The sequence below is a fragment of the Halomonas sp. TP35 genome (genome assembly GCF_052375975.1).
In the GTDB taxonomy this organism is placed as follows: Bacteria; Pseudomonadota; Gammaproteobacteria; order Pseudomonadales; family Halomonadaceae; genus Vreelandella; species Vreelandella citrativorans.
This window is the reverse complement of the sequence record NZ_JBQSUZ010000002.1, coordinates 233303-254223: the sequence shown is the minus strand read 5'-3', so window position 1 is coordinate 254223 and position 20921 is coordinate 233303. Positions and strand designations below refer to the sequence as shown.

15 protein-coding genes and 1 pseudogene are annotated in these 20921 nt (G+C 52.6%); 7 read left to right on the top strand and 9 right to left on the bottom strand.

The annotated features are described in order from the left end of the window. Positions 1-82: 82 nt before the first annotated feature. Positions 83-1294: a benzoate/H(+) symporter BenE family transporter gene (locus ACT3RU_RS03900; RefSeq protein WP_192526453.1), complete on the bottom strand. Its 1212-nt coding sequence runs from the start codon at positions 1292-1294 to the stop codon at positions 83-85. 320 nt (positions 1295-1614) lie between these two features. On the opposite strand from ACT3RU_RS03900, the gene ACT3RU_RS03895 reads away from it, so the two are divergent. Next, positions 1615-2202 carry a helix-turn-helix domain-containing protein gene (locus ACT3RU_RS03895; RefSeq protein WP_192526454.1) on the top strand — a complete coding sequence of 196 codons (588 nt, stop codon included), beginning with the start codon at positions 1615-1617 and terminating at the stop codon, positions 2200-2202. On the opposite strand, the gene nfo is transcribed toward ACT3RU_RS03895, so the two are convergent. Further along, positions 2172-3032, bottom strand: coding sequence for a deoxyribonuclease IV (gene nfo / locus ACT3RU_RS03890; protein WP_172116487.1), 861 nt, complete (start codon positions 3030-3032; stop codon positions 2172-2174). The genes ACT3RU_RS03895 and nfo overlap by 31 nt on opposite strands. A 38-nt stretch (positions 3033-3070) precedes the next feature. Beyond that, positions 3071-3835 carry a glycerophosphoryl diester phosphodiesterase gene (locus ACT3RU_RS03885; protein ID WP_192526455.1) on the bottom strand — a complete coding sequence of 255 codons (765 nt, stop codon included), beginning with the start codon at positions 3833-3835 and terminating at the stop codon, positions 3071-3073. A 195-nt stretch (positions 3836-4030) separates the two neighbouring features. On the opposite strand from ACT3RU_RS03885, the gene ACT3RU_RS03880 reads away from it, so the two are divergent. Continuing rightward, complete coding sequence (locus tag ACT3RU_RS03880) at positions 4031-5008, top strand: NADPH:quinone reductase (protein ID WP_192526456.1); 978 nt, start codon at positions 4031-4033, stop codon at positions 5006-5008. 82 nt (positions 5009-5090) lie between these two features. Here ACT3RU_RS03880 and ACT3RU_RS03875 read toward each other — a convergent pair whose 3' ends face one another. After that, positions 5091-5735, bottom strand: a complete 645-nt coding sequence (locus ACT3RU_RS03875) for a TenA family protein (RefSeq protein WP_087105627.1) — start codon at positions 5733-5735, stop codon at positions 5091-5093. Between the two features lie 280 nt (positions 5736-6015). Here ACT3RU_RS03875 and ACT3RU_RS03870 point away from each other — a divergent pair, with 280 nt between their 5' ends. The 4 genes from ACT3RU_RS03870 (at position 6016) to ACT3RU_RS03855 (ending at position 11004) form a co-directional block, all read left to right on the top strand. After that, positions 6016-7860 (top strand): SLC13 family permease, encoded by a 1845-nt coding sequence (locus ACT3RU_RS03870; RefSeq protein ID WP_192526457.1) that lies wholly within the window; start codon positions 6016-6018, stop codon positions 7858-7860. A gap of 140 nt (positions 7861-8000) precedes the next feature. Then, entirely contained in the window at positions 8001-8759 is a 759-nt protein-coding gene (locus ACT3RU_RS03865) for a DeoR/GlpR family transcriptional regulator (RefSeq protein WP_087105625.1), read from the top strand. Positions 8760-8868: 109 nt separating this feature from the next. Then, a complete protein-coding gene (gene glpK, locus ACT3RU_RS03860) occupies positions 8869-10356 on the top strand; it encodes a glycerol kinase GlpK (protein WP_192526458.1) in 1488 nt (495 codons plus the stop codon). 423 nt (positions 10357-10779) lie between these two features. After that, positions 10780-11004, top strand: coding sequence for a hypothetical protein (locus ACT3RU_RS03855; protein WP_087105623.1), 225 nt, complete (start codon positions 10780-10782; stop codon positions 11002-11004). Positions 11005-11173: 169 nt separating this feature from the next. On the opposite strand, the gene ACT3RU_RS03850 is transcribed toward ACT3RU_RS03855, so the two are convergent. From ACT3RU_RS03850 to betI, 5 genes and pseudogenes are all read right to left on the bottom strand, one after another. Beyond that, positions 11174-12814 (bottom strand): glycerol-3-phosphate dehydrogenase/oxidase, encoded by a 1641-nt coding sequence (locus ACT3RU_RS03850; RefSeq protein ID WP_192526459.1) that lies wholly within the window; start codon positions 12812-12814, stop codon positions 11174-11176. Between the two features lie 301 nt (positions 12815-13115). Next, positions 13116-15428 (bottom strand): annotated as a pseudogene (locus tag ACT3RU_RS03845) (acyl-CoA dehydrogenase); the annotation flags it as partial. Positions 15429-15777: 349 nt separating this feature from the next. Further along, positions 15778-17451 (bottom strand): choline dehydrogenase, encoded by a 1674-nt coding sequence (gene betA / locus ACT3RU_RS03840; RefSeq protein ID WP_192526461.1) that lies wholly within the window; start codon positions 17449-17451, stop codon positions 15778-15780. Positions 17452-17624: 173 nt separating this feature from the next. Then, on the bottom strand, positions 17625-19094 hold the full coding sequence (gene betB / locus ACT3RU_RS03835; RefSeq protein WP_192526462.1) for a betaine-aldehyde dehydrogenase: 1470 nt from the start codon (positions 19092-19094) through the stop codon (positions 17625-17627). Between the two features lie 19 nt (positions 19095-19113). Further along, on the bottom strand, positions 19114-19728 hold the full coding sequence (gene betI / locus ACT3RU_RS03830; protein WP_176372153.1) for a transcriptional regulator BetI: 615 nt from the start codon (positions 19726-19728) through the stop codon (positions 19114-19116). 175 nt (positions 19729-19903) lie between these two features. On the opposite strand from betI, the gene ACT3RU_RS03825 reads away from it, so the two are divergent. Continuing rightward, complete coding sequence (locus ACT3RU_RS03825; protein WP_192526463.1) at positions 19904-20836, top strand: choline ABC transporter substrate-binding protein; 933 nt, start codon at positions 19904-19906, stop codon at positions 20834-20836. Positions 20837-20921: the final 85 nt, after the last annotated feature.

Below are 20921 nucleotides of genomic sequence, written 5' to 3'. Positions count from 1 at the left end.
GAAAAAACGAGATCCCATGGGCTGTACTGTAAGCCTGCTTGGGGATCTCGTTTTTTATTGGTTGTTGGTTATTAATTATTAGTTATTGGTTGGGTGCTGTCAGCTTTAAGGTGATTAAACCTGCGACTAACCCCCAAAATGGCCCAGCAATACCCAGTAGCGTAATGCCTGAACCGGTCAACAAGAAAGTGACGATGGCGGCATCACGATGTCGGCTATCGGCAAAGGCACTGGCTAGCCCGCCTGCCAGTGTGCCAAGCAGTGCGATACCCGCCAGGGCAATCACCAGTGCGCTGGGTAGGGCGTTAAACACGCCGGTCACCGTCGCGCCAAAAATCCCCATAATGGTATAAAAAATGCCAGCGGCCATGCCTGCCGTGTAGCGGCGACGTGGATCAGCGTGGGCATCAGGGCCTATGCAGACAGCGGCACTGATCGCTGCCATATTGAGCGCAAAGCCACCAAATGGCGCAAGCAGCAAGCTTGTGCCGCCTGTCCAACTGATAAGCGGTGAGCTGTTTGGCTGATAGCCTGCCGCGCGTAATACCGCCACGCCCGGTAGGTTTTGGGTCGCCATGGTAATAATAAAAAGTGGAATACCCACGCCAATCAGGGTCGTTAAGGAGAATGCAGGCGCAGTAAAAACGGGCATGGCCGGGGTGAGTGGAATATCGTTTAAATTGATTTGCCCTTGCACAAATGCAAGCCCCAGCCCGGTGACGAGCACGCCGGGTACCGCAAGGGTGGGCCATAAGCGACGGCCTGCTATCCAGGCGGCCAGCATAACGAGTGGGATTAGCCACTGTGTCTCGATAACGTTAAACAGCCCCAGCCCAAAGCGCAGCAGAATGCCAGCCAACATGGCGGCCGCTATCGCGCCTGGTATATAGCGCATTAAGCGATCAAACAGCCCCGTTACGCCGCATAGCGTAATAAGCAGCGCTGAGAATAGAAAAGCGCCAATGGCTTCATCAAGCGGAATACCCGGCAAGCTAGTGGCCAGAAAGGCGGCGCCTGGCGTCGACCAGGCGGTTAGCATCGGCATGCGGTAACGCAGCGAAAGCCCGAAGGAGGTAACACCCATGCCAATTCCCAGCGCCCAGAGCCAGGAACTGATTTGCGCTGCGGATGCGCCGCTAGCCTCTGCGGCCTGAAAAATAATCGCTGCTGAACTGGTATAGCCAATGACGACGGCAACAAACCCAGCCGTCACCGTTGATAGGCTAACGTCCCGCCAGGCCGAGTAGTGTGGCCTTGGCGAGGTGGCATGCTCTTCGCTGGATGGCGCCTCCATGGTATCTCCTCGCTAACGCTTATTATTGAATGTGCGTTATAGCGCACAGTTGTGTAGGCTACCACCGTGCGCTATAGCGCACAACGCCATTAAGAAGGCCTTACCCTAAAGAGATATGCGCCGTTTAAGGAACTCTTGTTCATGAGCTTGAGCGGCGATACGTGGCTAAAAAAAGCAACAGAACATACCGGCCCGAAGGGCTGGCGAAGTGAAAGTAATTATCAGCACGGACAGACAGTCATCGCGGTGCCGATTAAATGCGTGTGTCGCTTTGACGAGTGAGTCAGTAAACTTCTTTTATGGCGTTAAAGGGGAGCCCCATGGCGAATGAAGTTCACACCATTGCTGAACATATAGCCAGCACGGTTAAGCAGTTACGTAATAAACAGGGCTGGAGCCTGGACCGTACAGCGGCTGAAACAGGTGTAAGCAAAGCCATGTTAGGGCAAATTGAGCGCGGCGAGTCGAGCCCGACCGTATCAACGCTGTGGAAAATCGCCAGTGGCTTTCGAGTGTCATTTTCTACCCTATTCGACAGCCAAAAACCGGTTCAGGGCGAGCTACGCCGGGATAGCGGTGAGTCGGTATGGGGAGATGACAGTGCAGGCATGCAGGCACGGCTGATTTTCCCTTATGATCCATTGTTGGGCTTTGAAATGTTCATGATTGAGCTGGCGCCCGGCGCGATCAGCGAGTCAGCGCCGCATGCTGAGGGCGTGGTAGAACATATTGTGGTGGTTGAAGGGGAGATGGAGCTGCGCATTGATGACCGTTGGCAAACGCTAAAGGTAGGCGAGGGGCTGCGCTTTTTTGCTGACCGCCCCCACGCAATGCGCAATGCCACGGCCGCGCGCTTACGCTTTCACGATGTGATTCACTATTTGCCGGGGGCGGCTTCTTCTGCTTGAGTGCGCAGCCAACTGATCTCTTCAGGCCAGATGTCAGGCTCTACGGTTTCTAAAATCATGGGGATTCCATCAATACGGGCATCCTGCATGATGGTGGTAAAGGCAGGCAGGCCAATATTGCCTTTTCCCAAACTGTGGTGGCGGTCAACCCGGCTGGCAAACGCACTTTTTGCATCGTTTAAATGCATGCCGCGCAAATACTCAAAGCCTACGATGCTGCCAAGCTCATTTAAGGTTGCCTGTGTCGCTTCGGCGGTTCGTAAATCATACCCCGCCGCAAACGCATGGCAGGTGTCGATACATACGCCAACGCGTGACTTGTCATCAACATGGCGAATGATTTCCGCCAAGTGCTCGAAGTGCCAGCCAAGGTTAGTGCCTTGCCCGGCAGTATTCTCGATAACGGCCGTCACGCCTTGGGTATGTACCAGCGCTTCGTTAACCGATTCCGCAATACGTTTTAAGCAATCCGCCTCGCTGATTTTGTTTAGATGGCTGCCGGGGTGAAAGTTAAGTAGCGTCAGGCCTAGTTGTTCGCAGCGCTGCATTTCATCCAAAAAAGCCGCACGGGATTTCTCAAGCCCCTCGGCTTCCGGGTGCCCCAGGTTAATCAGGTAGCTATCGTGGGGAAGAATTTGCTCTGGGCCAAAGCCATGCTGGCGACAGGCGGCTTTAAAGGCCTCTATTGCCTTATCGGTTAACGGCTTGCCTTTCCACTGGCGCTGGTTTTTAGTGAATAGCGCAAAGGCATTAGCGCCTATTTCCACCGCACGTTGCACGGCCTGGTCGGCTCCGCCCGCTGCGCTAACGTGTGCACCTATGTATTTCATGAACCCCCCTTGTATTTCATGACATCCCCCTGATGACTCTATTTTGAATGCTGGTTATCCAAAAAACGTTTAAAAATAGCAGGTTCGTCGGTAATCACGCTAGCAATACCCCATTCCCAGCGGTTATTAAAAGCGCTTGGGTCATTCGCGGTGTAACACAAAAGTTGATAGCCCGCCTGGTGCATGGCATCGGCCTGGTCGCGCTTTAAACGTGGCCAGTGGGGGTGAATGCTGAACGCATCAACCGCCTCGCAGAGGGCGCGCCACTCCCTGGGCGTGTTGCCAAACAAGACTCCCAGCGCGAGTTCTTCTTTTGGTGCCAATGTGCGGCAGTGTTTAAGTGCATCTACATCAAACGAAGATACAATCAGGCGTTCTGGCGATAGAGCATCGAGCATTTCTGGTAGTACGCGATTAACCAGTTCGATTGGGTCGCGGCCTTTATTGACTTTTATTTCCATATTGACGCCCATCTCCAGCTCATTAAGCAGCGCCAGCATAGCCTCCAGGCTTGCCATTTTTTCATCCGCAAAGGAATCGCCAAACCAACTGCCTACATCCAGAACTTTGGCCTGTGGCCAGGTGAGCGTGTTGAGGTTCCCCCGCCCATCAGAGCAACGGTCCACTTCCGCGTCATGCCAAATCACGGGGGTGCCGTCGCCAAGTAATTGAACATCCAGCTCAACCCAGCGGGCACCTGCCTCATGCGCGGCTCGTACGGCGGCTAGCGTGTTTTCAGGGGCGGCGGCGGAATAGCCGCGGTGAGCAATTAGGGTAGGGAGGGTAATAGCAGGGTGGGTCATCGCACATCCATAAGGCGTCACAGATTGGGTAAAATCAGTCTAGCATGTGCAAATGACATCAGCGTGTCAGGTCAATCGCAGCGAATGCAGCTTGCTTGGGACTAACGGCTTGATTTATGACGCCTAAAGCGTTTGGATAGCCGTTAGCTCGTTTACAAAATGTCTGTTTATCAAAATAGAGTACAAGGAGTTTATATGTCTCAGCGTATCGAATTTGCCCGTACCGGCGGTTCCGAGGTGCTTGAATTAGCGACGGTTACTCCGGCAGCGCCGAAGTCGGGTGAAGTGCGAGTTGCCAATAAAGCCGTTGGCCTCAACTTTATTGATATTTATTTTCGTACCGGCCTTTACCCAGCACCGTCGCTACCTGCGGGCTTGGGTACCGAAGGCGCGGGTATTGTCGATGCGGTTGGCGAAGGGGTTACTCATCTAAGTGTTGGGGACCGTGTTGCCTATGCGCAAGGCCCGTTAGGCGCTTATGCGGCGCATCATACGCTGCCGGCTGAAAAAGTCGTTAAACTGCCTGACTTTATCGATTTTGAAACCGCCGCGGCGAGCATGCTTAAAGGCTTAACCGTGCAGTATCTGTTACGTCAAACGCATGAACTCAAAGGCGGCGAGACCATCTTGTTCCATGCCGCGGCGGGTGGTGTAGGCTCGATTGCCTGCCAGTGGGCCAAGGCGTTAGGTGTGAAGTTGATTGGTACGGTTAGCTCTAAAGAGAAATCCGACTTGGCTCTGGCAAATGGCGCATGGGCGACCATTAATTACACCGAAGAAGATGTCGTTGAACGCGTCCGTGAGCTTACTAACGGCGAAATGTGCGATGTGGTTTATGATTCTGTGGGCAAGGACACGTGGGAAATGTCGTTAAACTGCCTGAAGCCTCGCGCGTTAATGGTCAGCTTCGGTAATGCCTCCGGCCCGGTTGATGGCGTTAATATTGGAATTTTGAATCAGAAAGGGTCGCTATTTGTTACCCGCCCCAGCCTGAACGGTTATGCCGACACGCGCGAGCGTCTGGAAATGATGTGCAAAGATTTCTTTAGCATGATCGAGAGTGGCAAAATCAAAATTGATGTTGCCAACCGCTATCCGCTGGCCGATGCGGGTAAAGCCCAGGATGCACTTCAGAACCGTAAAACAACCGGTTCAACCGTACTGCTGCCCTGATCGGTAGTGAGTAACAAAAGCCGCAAATGCGGCTTTTGTTGTTTCAGGCTTTTGACGATTTAATCCTTAAACGTTTTATCGCTTAAACAACGGTCTCAAATGCCATATCAAAAAACCGTTGCTCAATTTGGCTGGCTTCTATAAATGGCTGACTAAGCTCAGCAAAATCGCGCGTGGCGCCCACCCGATTAAGCTCATTGCATAAAAAGCCAACCCAGCGAACAAAGTCGGGCTCGTTGTGTAATACGATCCAGTCGCGATGTTCTGCTCGTGTAGGAAGTGGGTCATAAGCGCGCTGAGCCCATTCAAGATAAAGCCACTCTGCCACGACCAGCACGACCAAAATGTAGGCGTAGTCCTGCGACATGCAGGCTTTTTCCATCAAGCTGATAAACGCCTGTGTCGGTTCAGTCAGCTCCGGGGTTTTCCACTGGTATTCGGGAATGTTTAAGGCATTAAACGAATCAATAAAATAGCGGTATTCGCTTCCCGCCAGTACCGATAGCTGACGTGCGTGGGTCAGGCGTGCTTCCGGGTCGTCGGCGACGCAAACGGCAGCACCCAATAAGCGCACAAAGCTATCGCAGAAGCGAAAATCCTGGACCAGATAGCGGGCGAACACAGCATCCTCGACTTCTCCGGCCAGTAACTGGTCAACAAAGCGATGATTAACCGAGGCGTTCCAGTGAGGCTGGGCAGCTTCGCGTAAGCGATGACATAAATCCATAGGATCTCCAGTAGGTTAAAGCCAAACTTCAAAGAAGCATCTTAGCGACTCGCGCAGCCAAGTTCAGCCTTCGCGTCGCACACAAGTAAGCGGCCAGCGATGAGGTAGCACCTTGTCACGTTAAGGCGTTTGCGTACCCTATACGGTTGTATAGATACCGTCTAATGTAGGAAGGTTACCCGACTGTTTACATGGGTTAAGGTTCGGAGAAACAAGTCGGTAGGTAGGGTAGTGAGTTCCCCTTGCTCTGATCCAAAAGCGTTACAATGAGGTAGGTGGCATGGCGATGGAAGCAATCGGCTTAGCACCCAGTACACTGATATTCATCGTGCTGGGATTAACGTTGGTAGCGTTCGTATGGGGACGTTTCCGCTATGATTTAGTGGCATTAACGGCGCTTTTTGCATCAGTTATGCTAGGGCTTGTTCCGGCTGATTCAGCGTTTGCCGGGTTTGGTCATCCCGCCGTCATTACGGTGGCTGCCGTGCTGGTGTTAAGCCGTGGCTTTGAGCGTTCTGGCGTAGTGGATATTATCTCCAACCAAGTGCTCAAGGTGGGTGACCGGCTGGTACTCCAGCTTTTAGCGCTAGTAGGAACCGTGGTGGTGTTGTCCGGCATTATGAATAATGTGGGGGCGTTAGCGCTATTGCTACCCGTTGCCATGCGGCTTGCCCGCGAACATAACACGTCTCCTTCACTACTTTTAATGCCGCTCGCGTTTGGTTCGTTGCTGGGGGGCTTAACCACCCTGATTGGTACACCGCCCAATATTATTATCTCCAGCTACCGTGGCAGTGTGACCGGAGAAAATTTTGGCATGTTCAGCTTTTCCCCTGTCGGAGTTGCGGTAGCTGTTGTAGGTCTTGCGTTTATCGTGTTAATTGGCTGGCGCTTAACGCCTAAACGCAATGCGAAGTCGTCAGCTGAAGAGATGTTTGATACCGCCAATTATCTGGTAGAGCTTAACGTTACCAAGGACTCTAAAGCCAACGGCTTAACGCTGCCGCAGTTACGCGATGAACTTGAGGAAACCATTCCTGTATTGGCCGTAGTGCGCGATGATAATCGCCGGGCGGGCTACTCCTTTCACGGAATCTTGCAAGAGGGCGATATTTTACTGCTTGAGGCGGGCCCTGATGATCTAAAGCTGCTTGAAGATAAAGTAGGGTTGAGTGCGGTTGCGGAGCCTGAGGAGAAGGATGAAGATGCCTCAAAAGAGGATGAGGGCGAAGCAGAGAGCAGTGAGGGCCGGCAGCCGGTGGATACCGAAGGGCTGCAACTGATCGAAGCGGTCGTGCGTAATGATTCGATGATGAATAATCGCAGTGTCCGACAGCTGCGATTAAATCAACAGTTTGGTCTACATCTGGTGGCGGTTGCTCGTGATGGTAGTCGTTTGAAACAGCGCTTGCGAGATATTCGTTTTCAAACCGGCGATGTACTACTGCTTCAGGGCAGCGAGAACGAAATTAGCGATAGCCTTTCTACCTTAGGCTGTTTGCCGTTGGCTAACCGGGAGCTGCAGTTAGGCCAGCCGCGTAAGTTGGTTATCTCAATCGGGATTTTTGCGCTGGCCATTGTCGCGATGTTGTTGGATCTTCTGCCCGCAGCGGTCGCAATGGGCTGTGCCGCGCTTATTTCGCTATTAATTGGGGTATTACCGCTGCGGGATGGCTATCAGGCCATTGATGGCCCTGTGATTGTACTGTTAGCCGCCATGATACCCGTAGGGGAGGCCTTGGAAACCAGCGGTGGGGCTACGATTGTGGCGAACATCTTGCTGGACTTTGGCGCGCAGTGGCCCATCTTTATTTCCTTAATCGGCCTTTTCGTGCTCACCATGCTACTTTCAAATGTGGTCAATAATGCTGCCGCCGCATTGTTAATGGCGCCGATTTCCGCCAGTTTAGCTCAAGGCTTTAATGTCTCCCTTGATCCGTTTTTAATGGTGGTCGCGGTGAGTGCTTCATGCGCGTTTTTAACCCCCATCGGCCATCAGTCCAATACACTGGTGCTGGGGCCAGGCGGCTATCGGTTTGGTGATTATTGGAAACTAGGCTTGCCGCTTTCGATCGTTGTGCTGGTGGTTGCCCTGCCGGTTATTTTGTGGGTATGGCCGCTGTAAGTAACGACAGCAAAAGATAGTGCTCGGTGGCCCCTCCGTGGGCCACCGAGCTTTGTTGAGCTTCGTCGTGTGGATCAGGGCTATCAGATTTTGTTACCCTATTACGCTTGGCGATAAATAAAAGTGAACAGGCTAAGCCTATGAATCAACAATACCGTCAGGATGCGATTGTCGAGCTGGTTCGTCAGCACGGTTATATGAGCATTGAGCAACTGACTGATCATTTCGCAGTAACGCCTCAAACGATTCGGCGCGATCTCAACACGTTGGCGAATGAGGGCCGAGTGAGGCGGGTGCATGGTGGCGTGGGAATTGAGTCAAGCACCGTTAATACGGCCTACAGCACACGTAAAACACTCCATCTTGAAGAGAAAGAGCGTATTGCTCATTGTCTGGCGCAGCATATTCCTAATCACTCATCGCTGTTTATCAATATTGGTACCAGCAATGAAATCATTGCCCAGGCATTGCTGGAGCATCAAGGGTTGGAAGTGATCACCAACAACCTGAACGTTGCCGCTATTTTGCAGCATAAAGAAGACTTTAACGTCATCATTGCGGGCGGCCAAGTGCGCTCTCGGGATGGCGGCATCATCGGTGAAGCCACCATCGACTTTATTAATCAGTTTAAGGTCGACTACGGCATTATTGGTATCAGCGGTATTGATGAAGATGGCTCTTTGTTGGAGTTCGATTACCAGGAAGTACGTGTGGCCCAAGCGATCATTGCTAATTCGCGACGCGTGTATCTAGCCGCGGATTACTCCAAGTTCCATCGCAACCCTGTGGTACGCCAAGGGAATCTTTCCCAGCTGGATGCGTTGTTCACTGACCGTAAGCCTCCCGAGTCTATCCAGCAGTTGCTAACCCAATATGATGTGGCGCTCTATATCGCCTAAACGGGCCAAGGCTGCTTTGTAGGGGTATTTTCGTACTTGAGCATCAATAAGGCTTAGCGTAGCCTTATTCATAATAAAGCGAAAATATTCACCTCAAAGCGAACATCTAATGTCCCGTTATCTACTTTCTATTGATCAAGGTACCACCAGCTCCCGTGCCATCTTGTTTAACCGACAAGGGGAAATTGCGGCCGTTGCCCAGCAAGAGTTTACCCAGCACTTTCCCCGTGATGGCTGGATTGAGCATGATCCTGAAGATATTTGGGAATCAGTAGTTGCGACCTGCAAAGAAGTGCTGGTGAAGGCCAGTATTTCTGCAGGTGAAGTGGCGGGTGTGGGTATTACCAATCAGCGTGAAACCACGCTGTTGTGGGACCGCACAACAGGTAAGCCACTTTATAACGCGATTGTATGGCAGGATCGGCGAACGTCTGATACCTGCCAAACGCTGCGTGAAGCCGGGCATACCGATAGCGTTCAAGCAAAAACCGGTTTGTTAATTGATCCCTACTTTTCGGCGACGAAACTGGCATGGTTGCTTGAGAACGTGGAGGGTGCCCGTGAACGCGCTGAGCGTGGCGAGCTGGCATTTGGCACCGTAGATAGCTTTCTGATTTGGCGGCTGACAAACGGTAAGCAGCATGTCACCGATGCCACCAATGCCTCACGTACAGCGCTCTTTAACATACACACCCAGCAATGGGATGAGGATTTGCTGGCGCTGTTCAACATACCTGCCAACCTGCTGCCCAGTGTGAAAGACTCCAGCGATGATTTTGGCATGATGGAGGCAGAGTGGTTAGGGGCTGAGCTACCGATTGCTGGTGTGGCGGGCGATCAGCAAGCAGCGCTAGTAGGGCAGGCATGCTTTACGCCGGGTATGGGAAAAAGCACCTACGGCACCGGCTGCTTTATGATTGTAAACACCGGTGACACACCTGCGCTTTCGCGTAATCGCTTGTTGACCACCATCGGCTATCGGCTTAACGGTAAGCCCACCTATGCGCTGGAAGGCAGCATTTTTGTTGCAGGTGCGACCGTACAGTGGCTGCGGGATGGCTTGAACCTGTTTGCGGATGCGGCTGAAACCGAGGCGCTTGCCAAGGAGACCCGACTGGGCCATAGCGTCTATTTGGTACCTGCATTTACGGGGCTTGGGGCGCCGCACTGGGACCCTAAAGCGCGGGGAGCAATCTTTGGCCTGACACGGGACACCGGTATTGCAGAAATCGTTGCGGCAGGCTTGCAGGCAGTCTGTTACCAAACCCGCGATTTACAGCACTGTATGAACGACGATATGGACGCCACACCAAGCAAACTGCGTGTGGATGGCGGCATGGTTAAAAACAGCTGGCTGATGCAGTTTTTGTCCGACATGCTGGATGTTGAGGTGGATCGTCCCACTATTTTAGAAACCACTGCACTGGGAGCAGCGTACCTGGCAGGCTTACGTTTAGGCTGGTATGACTCTTTGGAAGAAATTGAACAGCTCTGGAACTGTGAAAAGAGCTTTATGCCGACCATGGAGGATGCGCCTCGCGAGCAGCTGTACCAAGGCTGGCTGGATGCCGTGTCGCGCGTACGTTCCGGCGAATAAGACCATCACGTTGCCATCGCAAGGTGGCTGCGTGCGCTTTTTGATTCTCTTCTTGTTGTAAGCTTTTAACACGTTTAACCATGGGCGGCAGCCGATGTCGTCAAGCTACAACGGGGCGTGCGTCCAATGATGCATTGTTGGTTAATCGTTCATGAACCATAGTCAGGGCATGGGATGGAGTGATGCCTCGTTACCCCGACACATCGCGCTATGCCTTGCCATATAACCTTTGTGCGTGCATACAGCAGGCGCTAAAGAAGCGAAGATCTTATCTGTTTTTTTGACCGTTCGCAGTCACCGAACCAGGTGCTTATCCGACCTGGCATGAGTAGCAATGTCACCATACGTATAGGGCGGCTGCCTTTATCAGCGAAAGCCCTTTGTGAGACCGGCAGCGGATGACCATACCATGAGGTACTGAATATGAACTGTATTGAACTAAGCCAGCAAGCTGACCAGATTGCCAGTACATTTAGCAAGCAGGACCTGGCTAAGCTGGTACTTGCTCTTAAAGATAGCCCTAGGTCGCTTCAATGTGCCGTGGAAGTGATCGATACGCTCGATAGTCGGTCTGGCTGTACGCTAGATGAAGCTTGGGATGAAGTGTTGGCAGGCGACTCGCAGCTGCAGGTTGCCAACGAGGAGTAAGGCGTTAAACGCTTATATTGACGCACACAAAGCCCTCTTAAACATTTTTTAAGAGGGCTTTTTTATCACGGTGGTCTGGCTATGAACGTAGGCTAACTACGTTTGGATAAGTACTTCTGACTATGTGTTTTTTGATGACGTACTTGTGATTACATGCTTTGAGCAAGCACTAAGCATCTGCCATTGCTTGTTGAATCGCCTCGCCAGAATTATTTTCGAAGTAGGCATTAAATCGTTCATCGGCCTGGTCACCGAAAAGCATCCGGCAAGCCTCTTTAAGCCCTTCCGAGTGGCGTAGCTGATCATGATGCACCACTAGCGATATTTTGGCCCGGCGCCGCAGGAAGTCTTCCAGTTCAGTGATCATTTCATAATCGCGGGCGTGTTCAAGCTCAACGCGAATATATTCGGTACCTTCAATAAGCAAGGCGGCCTGATCATGGTCTGCTTCGATTTTTTCAAGCATCGCAAACGCTTTATCCGCGTAGCGGCGCCACAGGCGTTTTGTCAGTAGCTCTGAAGAGGTGCTGGGCGTCATCGCATCAAGGCCGATACGCTCGGCCTGAGCCATAAATTGCTGCTTAACAGAATCAGCAGGTTCGCCGTACCACTGGAACTTGGGTTTGGTTAACGTCACGCCTAGCTGGGTTACCGCATCCGCAATTTCATCGCCCACGTTTAAACAGTCGGTGAGCTTGCCACCAAAGATACTGATATGTGCCGTATCGTCATGTGTATCAATAATGTGTTTGCGTGAAAGCTGCAGGAAGTCTCGGTCACTGCCCTGGTTGGCCTCAATGGCCAAGGGGCGCACACCACAGCGTGTTGAAATAATATCGCTAGGCGTCAGGGGCTTCTCAAGCGTTAAGCGCTTGTTGATGTTCTCCAGCACGAAGCTTACGTCTTCATCGGTCACCACCGCATTAGGGTGGTCCATGTGGGTATCGGTGGTGCCGATACAGGTACGATTACCCATGGGGATAACAAAGAAAAGCCGTCCATCATCGGCAAAAAACGCCAGTACACGCTTTGATTGTGTTAACTGCGGCACGATTAAATGGATGCCCTTTGAGTAAAGGTGCTGGTGCGATGTCTGCTGGTTGGTCAGTTTGTTGTGATGATCAACCCATGGGCCTGCCGCGTTAATCAATACCTTGGCACGTATCTCAAAGGTGCTGCCATCCATTGTATTGCGGGCTTTCGTTACCCAGACGCCGTCTTTGCGCTCAGCGCCCAGAGACTCCACATAGTTGGCGGCTGTCGCGCCGAAATCGAGTGCGTGGCGGATAAAATTAAACACAAACCGGGCATCATTGTCGTGCAGGTAGGCATCCGAATACTCAAAGCCGCCCACCGATGTATCGACATTAATGATCGACTCTTCTTGCTTGATGTTTTTTGGCGAAAGCAGGCGGGGTTTTTTGGTAAATCCATTACCCATTAACCAATAAAGCCAAGTGCCTGCCCAAAGATAGCGAGGGGAGTGGCGAAAGCCTTTGGTAATCGTGGTGAGAAAGCGTATTTCCTCAACCGTGGAAGGGTAACTCTTGATCAGATGGTTGCGGCTCTTACAGAGTTTACGCACCAAGCCAAAGTCATTGCTTTCCATATATTTGATGCCTCCCCACACCAGGTTGGAGGATTGCATGCTGGTGCTGCCCGCAAAGTCGCCACGGTCAATCAAGGCAACCTTGGCGCCTTTGCCTGCCAGCGCAGCCGCGCTGGCCGCGCCATTAATACCGCCACCAATCACCAGCGCGTCAAAGGTGGTACTTGTCAATTGACTAACGTTTTGTTCACGCAGGGTCATGATAGCCTCATTAATGGGGAATTAGGTTTGATAACCAAAGCAAAGCACAGTTATTTTCATTTATGAAGAATATGTGATCGTTTGCGATCTTTCAAGTTTGAAAACGAACATTGGGCGGCTATAAAAAAACCGACTCCATCGTGGAGCCGGTTTATGGCACTCATGTTTCTATAATGTGTTACTCAACGCGGGCTTCCTCAGGATTAATCGGTGCTGCCTGCGTAGCATTATGGTTAATGAGCGTGTCTTTATCCTTTGCAAACGCATCGTAGGCAAAGTCATCGACCGTTAGCATTTCCAGTACGTTTTTTTCGAATTCGCGCATAAAGACCGTTTCTTCTTCACTAATCAGGCCTTTCTCAAATGCTACCTCCACCCTGGCTTCAGGGTGGAGGGCCGTTTGAGGCAGCTCACCTTTGGCGTAGGCTTTGTTAACCGTGCGATAAATGACTTCAGCACGGTCATAATCAACCAGCAGTGCGTTGTAGCGCGCCAGCGGGTTGGGCTGTTCGCCGTCGTCGGTATCCCAGGTGTTGGAAAGCAGCTTGGTACGCAACGCACTGTGGGTGGAAACCCGTTTAGCAATGTCGCGTGCCAGGTCATCATGGGGCTTATCCCAACGGCGTCCGGTTGGCATCACGACGGCGTTAAGCACGCGGCCTATTGCCCGATTAGGCAAGTTGTCGAAAATCTCCACAAAGGCTTGTTCTGCGCGATGCAACAGGAAGCGGCAGCTGTAATGAAGCAGGGCGTCTTCGCCTTCCACTTTTTCGCCTGCTTGCCACTGTTTGAGTACCATGGATGCGAGATACAGATTAGAGAGTACATCACCCAAACGGGCGGAGAGCATTTCGCGTTTTTTCAGCGCGGAACCCAGGCTTGCCATGGCGGCATCCGCACATAGCCCAAAGCCTGCAGAGAGGCGGGCAATATCTTGCGCATAAGCCGCAGCTGGCCCGTCAAACGGAACGCTCTCTTTACCAACCCCTAATCCCATGGTGAACGCACGTGCGGCATTACCAAAAATCAGGCCTGCATGGCTGAAGAAGGCTTTATCAAACGCATTGATGTCGTTGGCATCTTTAGCGGCTAGCTCTTCCAGTACATAGGGATGACAGCGGATCGCCCCTTGACCAAAGATCATCAGGTTCCGCGTCATGATGTTGGCGCCTTCAACGGTAATCGCTACCGGGTTGGCGCTATAGCCAATGCCTAAATAGTTACGCGGGCCCAATGTGACCGCTTTACCACCATGCACATCCATCGCATCGCTTAAGAGCACGCGTTGGAATTCGGTTAGTTGGCTCTTCAGAATGGCCGAGGGAACCGCTGGTTTCTCACCATGGTCAATCAGGTTAGCCGTTTGATAAACGGTTGCCTGGGAGATGTAAGCCATCGCTGCCATACGTGCCAACGGCTCTTGAACGCCTTCCATTTCGGCCACAGGCACGTTGAACTGACGACGAACACGCGTAAAGCCACCGCTCCAGCCCAGCGCGTAGCGGGCGGTGCCGGTCGCGCCTGAGGGCAGTGTGATACAACGACCAATCGATAGGCACTCAACCAGCATGCGCCAGCCTTGGCCAATCATCTCCTGCCCGCCGATGATGGTATCCAGCGGCACAAAGACATCCACACCTTTAATCGGGCCGTTCATAAACGGGCTGCCGATGGGGTGATGGCGACGGCCAATGTCCATACCTTGCGTGTCGCGCGGTATGAGCGCCAGGGTAATGCCTCGGTCTTCTTCGTCGCCCAACAGCTTTTCAGGGTCGAATAAACGGAAGGCTAAACCCACAACGGTGGCAATGGGTGCCAGCGTGATCCAGCGTTTTTCAAACGTTAGGCGCAGGCCTAGCGTCTCTTTTCCATCAATAATTTCTTTACATACTATGCCGGTATCAGGCAGTGACGTTGCGTCAGAGCCGGCCCGCGGGCCTGTTAAGCCGAAGCAGGGAATTTCGCGACCATCGGCCAAGCGGGGCAGGTAGTGGTCTTTTTGTTCCTCAGTACCATATTTAAGCAGAAGCTCGCCCGGGCCGAGGGAATTGGGTACTCCAACGGTCACCATTAACGTTTCGTTGGCGGAAAGTTTTTGCAATGCCATTGATTGGGCTTTTGCTGAGAAACCCAGGCCACCGTACTCCTTGGGAATAATCATCCCAAAGAAGCCTTCTTTTTTCAGATAGTCCCATAACTGCTGGGGCAGGTCGGCACGCTCTTGAGCAATATCCCAGGCGTTACACATGCCAGCTGCTTTAGCGCACTGATTATCGAGAAAGGCCTGTTCATCTTCGCGCAGGCCTTCATCCTTGTAGGCCAGTAGCTTGTTCCACTGTGGCTTGCCGGAGAAAAGCTCCCCGTCCCAGGAAACGCTACCGGCTTCTAGTGCCGTGCGCTCGGTGGCGGAGACCTTTGGCGCGACCTTTTTGAAAATTTTAAAAATCCGCGGTGTCAGCCACTGTTTGCGCAATGTCTCAAGGCCCGTCACAGCAACAACCGCAGCAGCGATTAGCAGCAATACCCCTATAACGGCGGCGTCAAAGAGTAGGCCAACAAGCCCTAATATACCTAACAGTGTCAGGGCTGCTGGGGCGCCTGCTTCGCGGCGCATAATAATCAGCAGGCCAACCACAGCCAGGATAATCAGTAGTAGGGTGAGCATAGAACGTCTCCATGTATTATTAGGCGCTGTCCGGTTCTGGTCTGCATTGCCCTTGGCTCAGAACGTTGATTTCTGATCAATCAATGCAGCCTTGCTTTCGTGTGTAACGCTTGAAGTGATGATTAGAACGCAAGCCATAGGCATTCGAACAGATGTTTGAATATTGGCAGACGTACGCTATCCCGCGCAAGTCGTTACGTCTTTTTATCCTGCTTATTAATAGTAGCCTAGTAAAAAAAAGCCACGGCAGTTAGCCGTGGCACCTGGATGAACGGGGATTCATATGTGAAGACGTCATTCACCCATGTTGGGCAGGCACGCCGTTGGCTACATAATAGGTAACCTGCGCACGAGGCAGCGGTGCACGTCCACGGATGTGGTCGGCAATCTTTTCGGCCAACATGATGGTTGGCGCATTCAGGTTGCCGGTAGGAATTAGGGGAAACAGTGAGGCGTCAACCACCCTTAAACCGTCTACGCCATGAACGCGGCCCTGGCCATCTGTCACGGCCAGCGTATCGTCTCCCATACGGCAACTGCCACAGGGGTGATATGCCGTTTCCGCGTTTGCCTTAATAAACTGATCCAGCGCTTCATCGCTTTGCACATCAGGGCCCGGAGAAATTTCATGGCTTCGGTACTTATCGAATGCGGGTTGTTCGATAATGTTACGCGTTAAGCGAATTGCATCACGGAACTCTTCCCAGTCTTTCTCATGCGACATGTAGTTGAACAAAATACTGGGTGCCGCGTGCGGGTCTTTTGAGGTTAGCCGAATGCGGCCTCGGCTTTTGGAGCGCATCGAGCCCACGTGAGCTTGGAAGCCATGCGCTTGAACCGCGCTTTTGCCATTATAGCTAATCGCGATGGGTAAAAAGTGATACTGCAGGTTGGGCCACTCTTCCTCATCACGGCTGCGAATAAACGCACACGCTTCAAACTGATTGCTGGCGCCAATGCCCGTACCCTTGAGTAGCCACTCAGCGCCTATCATGGGCTGGTTGTACCATTTCAGGGCGGGGTAGAGCGAGATAGGTTCTTTACATGCGTATTGAATGTACATCTCTAAATGGTCTTGCAGGTTTTCGCCGACACCCGGCAGGGCATGAACGGTCTTGATACCTAGCGGCTCGAGCACTTCAGGATGGCCGATGCCCGAGCGCTGCAAAATTTGTGGTGACGCAATAGCACCACCGCACAGCAGCACTTCCCGCTTGGCGCGGGCGGTCTGCTGTTGCCCTTTGCGCTCGTAGCGCACACCCACGGCGCGCTTGCCGTCAAACTCAATGATGTCGGTAACGGCGTGGGTTTCTATGGTCAGGTTGTTGCGCTGTTTGGCGGTGTCCAGGTAACCCCGGGCGGTAGAGGCGCGTCGCCCCTTGGGCGTAACGAACCGGTCCATGGGGCCAAAGCCTTCCTGCTGATAGCCGTTAACATCGTCTGTTTCGGAGTAACCTGCCTGTTTGCCTGCTTCAATAAAGATGCGATACAGCGGGTTGTTACCGTTTTTAGGAGTAGTGACACTGACCGGGCCGCTGCCACCGTGGTAGTCATTGGCCCCGGTGTCGCGGGTTTCTGACTTTTTAAAGTAGGGCAGGCAGCTTAAGTAATCCCAATCTTCCAGGCCTGGCTGTTGAGCCCAGTTATCGTAATCCAGTGCATTGCCGCGGATATAGCACATGCCGTTAATCAACGAAGAGCCGCCCAACCCTTTCCCGCGCCCGCACTCCATGCGGCGGCCATCCATATGAGGTTCCGGGTCCGTTTCAAATGCCCAGTTGTAACGCTTTCCCTGGAGTGGAAAGGCGAGGGCTGCTGGCATTTGGGTACGAAAATCTAGCCGGTAGTCCGGCCCACCGGCCTCTAACAAGAGAACGCGGACGTCGCTGTCTTCCGTTAAACGCATAGCCAGCACGCTTCCCGCTGAGCCCGCGCCGATAATAATGTAATCAAATTCTCGTGGTTGAGACATGGCAAATTACCGAGCCTGAAAGTGGCATAGGTTGATGGAGAAGGTTGATGGAGTAGAGCGATGAGGTGGTAGCGGGGCGTCACTTTGTGAAAATGGTGTAAACCTTCCCGGTAATGGTAGAAGCACTTGCTTCAGGTACTACAAATGCTCCTACCAAAGGGCGGTTTGTCTTGTTAAAAGACGGATTCAAAAGGTCCCATCTCAATCTGCACCGACTTGGTTTGGGTATAGTGGTTAAGCGTCTCGATACCGTTTTCACGGCCAATGCCGGACTCTTTATAGCCACCAACCGGCATTTCAGAAGGCGATTCACCCCACGTATTAATCCAGCAAATACCCGCTTCCAACTGATGAATAACGCGATGCGCCCGGTTTAAACTTTCGCTAAATACGCCAGCTGCCAAGCCATACCGCGTGTCGTTGGCGCGACGAATGACGTCAACTTCATCATCAAAGGCCAGCACCGACATCACCGGGCCGAAAATTTCTTCCTGCACAATGCGCATGTCGTCTGTGCAATCGGTAAATACGGTAGGCGCTGCCCAAGCGCCGTTGGCCCAGTCGCCGCTTTTCCACTCATCACCACCAATCAGCAGGCGGGCGCCTTGCTGTTTACCCAGCGCAATGTAGGAAAGCACCTTCGCTTGATGCTCAAAACTGACTAACGGGCCGAAGTTCACGCTGGGATCCATTGGATCACCGGCTTTGATGCGCTTAACACGCTCTACCAGCTTGGCTTCAAATGTGTCTTTGACACTGCGTTCGATAAATACTCGTGTACCGTTGGTACAAATTTGGCCGCTAGAGTAGAAATTGGCCATCATGGCCGCATCGGCGGCGCGTTCCAGGTCGGCATCGGCAAAGATGATCAGCGGTGATTTTCCACCCAGTTCCATCGTGACGTCTTTAAGCGATGAGCTAGCGGCTGCGGCCATCACTTTTTTGCCGGTGCCTGCTTCACCGGTAAACGACACTTTGGCGATGCCTGGGTGTTCGGTCAGCATCGCGCCTACGTCGCCATTGCCTTGCACCACGTTGAAAACACCGTCTGGCAGGCCAGCTTCAGTAAAAATCTCAGCCAGTTTAATTGCGCTCAGCGGTGTCACTTCACTGGGTTTAAAGACAACGGCATTACCTGCCGCCAGCGCTGGCGCGGCTTTCCAGCAGGCGATTTGAAGGGGGTAGTTCCACGCGCCGATGGCACCAATAACGCCCAGCGGCTCGCGGCGGGTATACACAAAGGAGTTTTCGCGTAGTGGAATTTGGCTGCCTTCAATAGCGGGGGCCAGGCCTGCGTAGTACTCAATCGCATCAGCGCCGGTCACGATGTCGACACTTGCTGTTTCGCTAATCGGCTTACCGGTGTTGCGGGTCTCAAGCGCTGCCAGCGCGTCATTGCGCTCACGCAGCAACGCAACCGCACGCTGCATAATACGGGAGCGCTCCATGCCGGTCATGGCAGCCCATTCGCGCTGGCCGCGCTGGGCCGCTTTAACGGCTGTGTCAACGTCCTGTTGGCTTGCTTGGCCAATTGTCGCAAGCAGGCTGCCATCAAACGGGTTGGTAACGGTAAAGGTAGTACCTGAAGTGGCAGCGGCCGGGCGACCATCAATATAGAGAGGCTGTACGTCTTGAGCGGCCATGTTGGGCTCCTTTATAAGCTTAATGAGCGGGTGCTGAGTGTTGATATTCGTGATGGGCTAAGAGCTGATCAAGATAGTGGAGCGCTAGATGGCGGGCTTTTTCGGCATCAAGGCCTTCGGGCGTTAATGCACCGCGTAGCCATAAACCGTCAATCATGGCGGCCAGGCCGCGGGCCGCATTGCGTGCCTCAATTTGGGGGAGCACGCGTCGAAACTGATAGCATAAATTGGCGTAAAGGCGTCTATCGTTCACATTCTGTAGGCGCTGAAGCATCGGCTTGTGCATGCTGCTGGCCCAAAAGGCAAGCCATGTTTTAGCAGCGGGGCCGGTTACTTGAGTACGGTCGAAGTTGCCTTCGATAATCGCGCTGATGTGCGCTTTAGGCGAGTCCTCGTTCAACGCCCTGCGTCGCGCCGAAATAGCGTCACTAAGGTCGGTCAATATCTGGCGCATAGTGGCTTCAAGAAGGCCATCTTTCCCGCCAAAGTAGTGACTGATGATACCTGCTGAGACGCCCGCGTGACGGGCAATCCGCATAATGGTTGCTTCTGCCAATCCCACTTCGTCAATGGCCGCCATTGTGGCGTTAATTAACTGCTGGCGGCGTATCGGTTCCATTCCCACCTTCGGCACAGCTATCTCCTGATGACGTTGAATGCCTACCTTGAAACATACGGTTAGTCATGATTACCTGTATATCTTAGTAGTTGTTTATTGAACGTTCAATCAATAAACGTTGGTGCATGTTGCTGCGCTTGGCGTTAAAGGAATAAACATGCCCATTGACGTAAATAGAAGGGGAGTCGTAATGAAACGTGTCCAGGTGGTGGGATTAAGCGCATTTATGTTGGGGGCTGCTATGCCCATGATGGCTCAAGCCGATGAGTGTTCGCGTGTGCGTTTTGCCGAAGTAGGCTGGACCGATATTACCGCGACAACGGCGTTGGCCAGCGAAGTGTTGGAGGCGCTAGGCTATGAGCCAACCGTCGATACGGTATCAGTACCGATTGCCTATGCGGGTATGCGTAACAATGATTTTGATGTTTTTTTAGGTAACTGGATGCCCTCTATGGCGTCCATCAGCGACCCGTACATTGAGAGTGGCGATGTTGAGCGGTTAGTTGTCAATTTGGAAGGTGCCAAATACACGCTGGCCGTACCGCAATACGTGTACGATGCAGGTGTTACCTCTGTGAATGATTTAGCGGCCCACGCTGATCAATTTAACCATCGCGTGCATGGCATCGAGGCGGGTAACGATGGCAATGAGCTTATCCAACAAATGATTGATGATAATGCCTACGACCTGGGCGATTGGCAGGTGGTGGATTCCAGTGAAGCAGGCATGCTGTCAGAGCTTACAACACGCGTCCCCAATGAAGAGTGGATGGTCTTTCTGGGGTGGGAGCCGCACCCCATGAATACCAACTTTGATATGGCCTATTTATCCGATGCGGATGATTACTTTGGCCCTGACTTGGGTGGCGCCACGGTGCATACCAATACACGCGCCGGGTTTGTTGAAGCGTGCCCGAACGTGGGTACGTTACTTGGCAATATGACGTTTACGCTGGAAATGGAAAACCAGTTAATGGGCGCTATTATGAATGATGGTGTCGATCCTCGCGTTGCCGCTAACCGCTATTTAAAAGAACATGGTGATTTATTAGAGACGTGGCTTGAAGGCGTGACTACCCTGGATGGTGAGCCCGCTCTGCCAGCCGTCCAGGCCGCGCTATAAGCGGGTCATCAGCCGATTCAAAAGCAAGCCTGTTTTCGGCTTGCCTTTTGTATCGAGAATAGGCATAATCTGCACCCGCTGATGT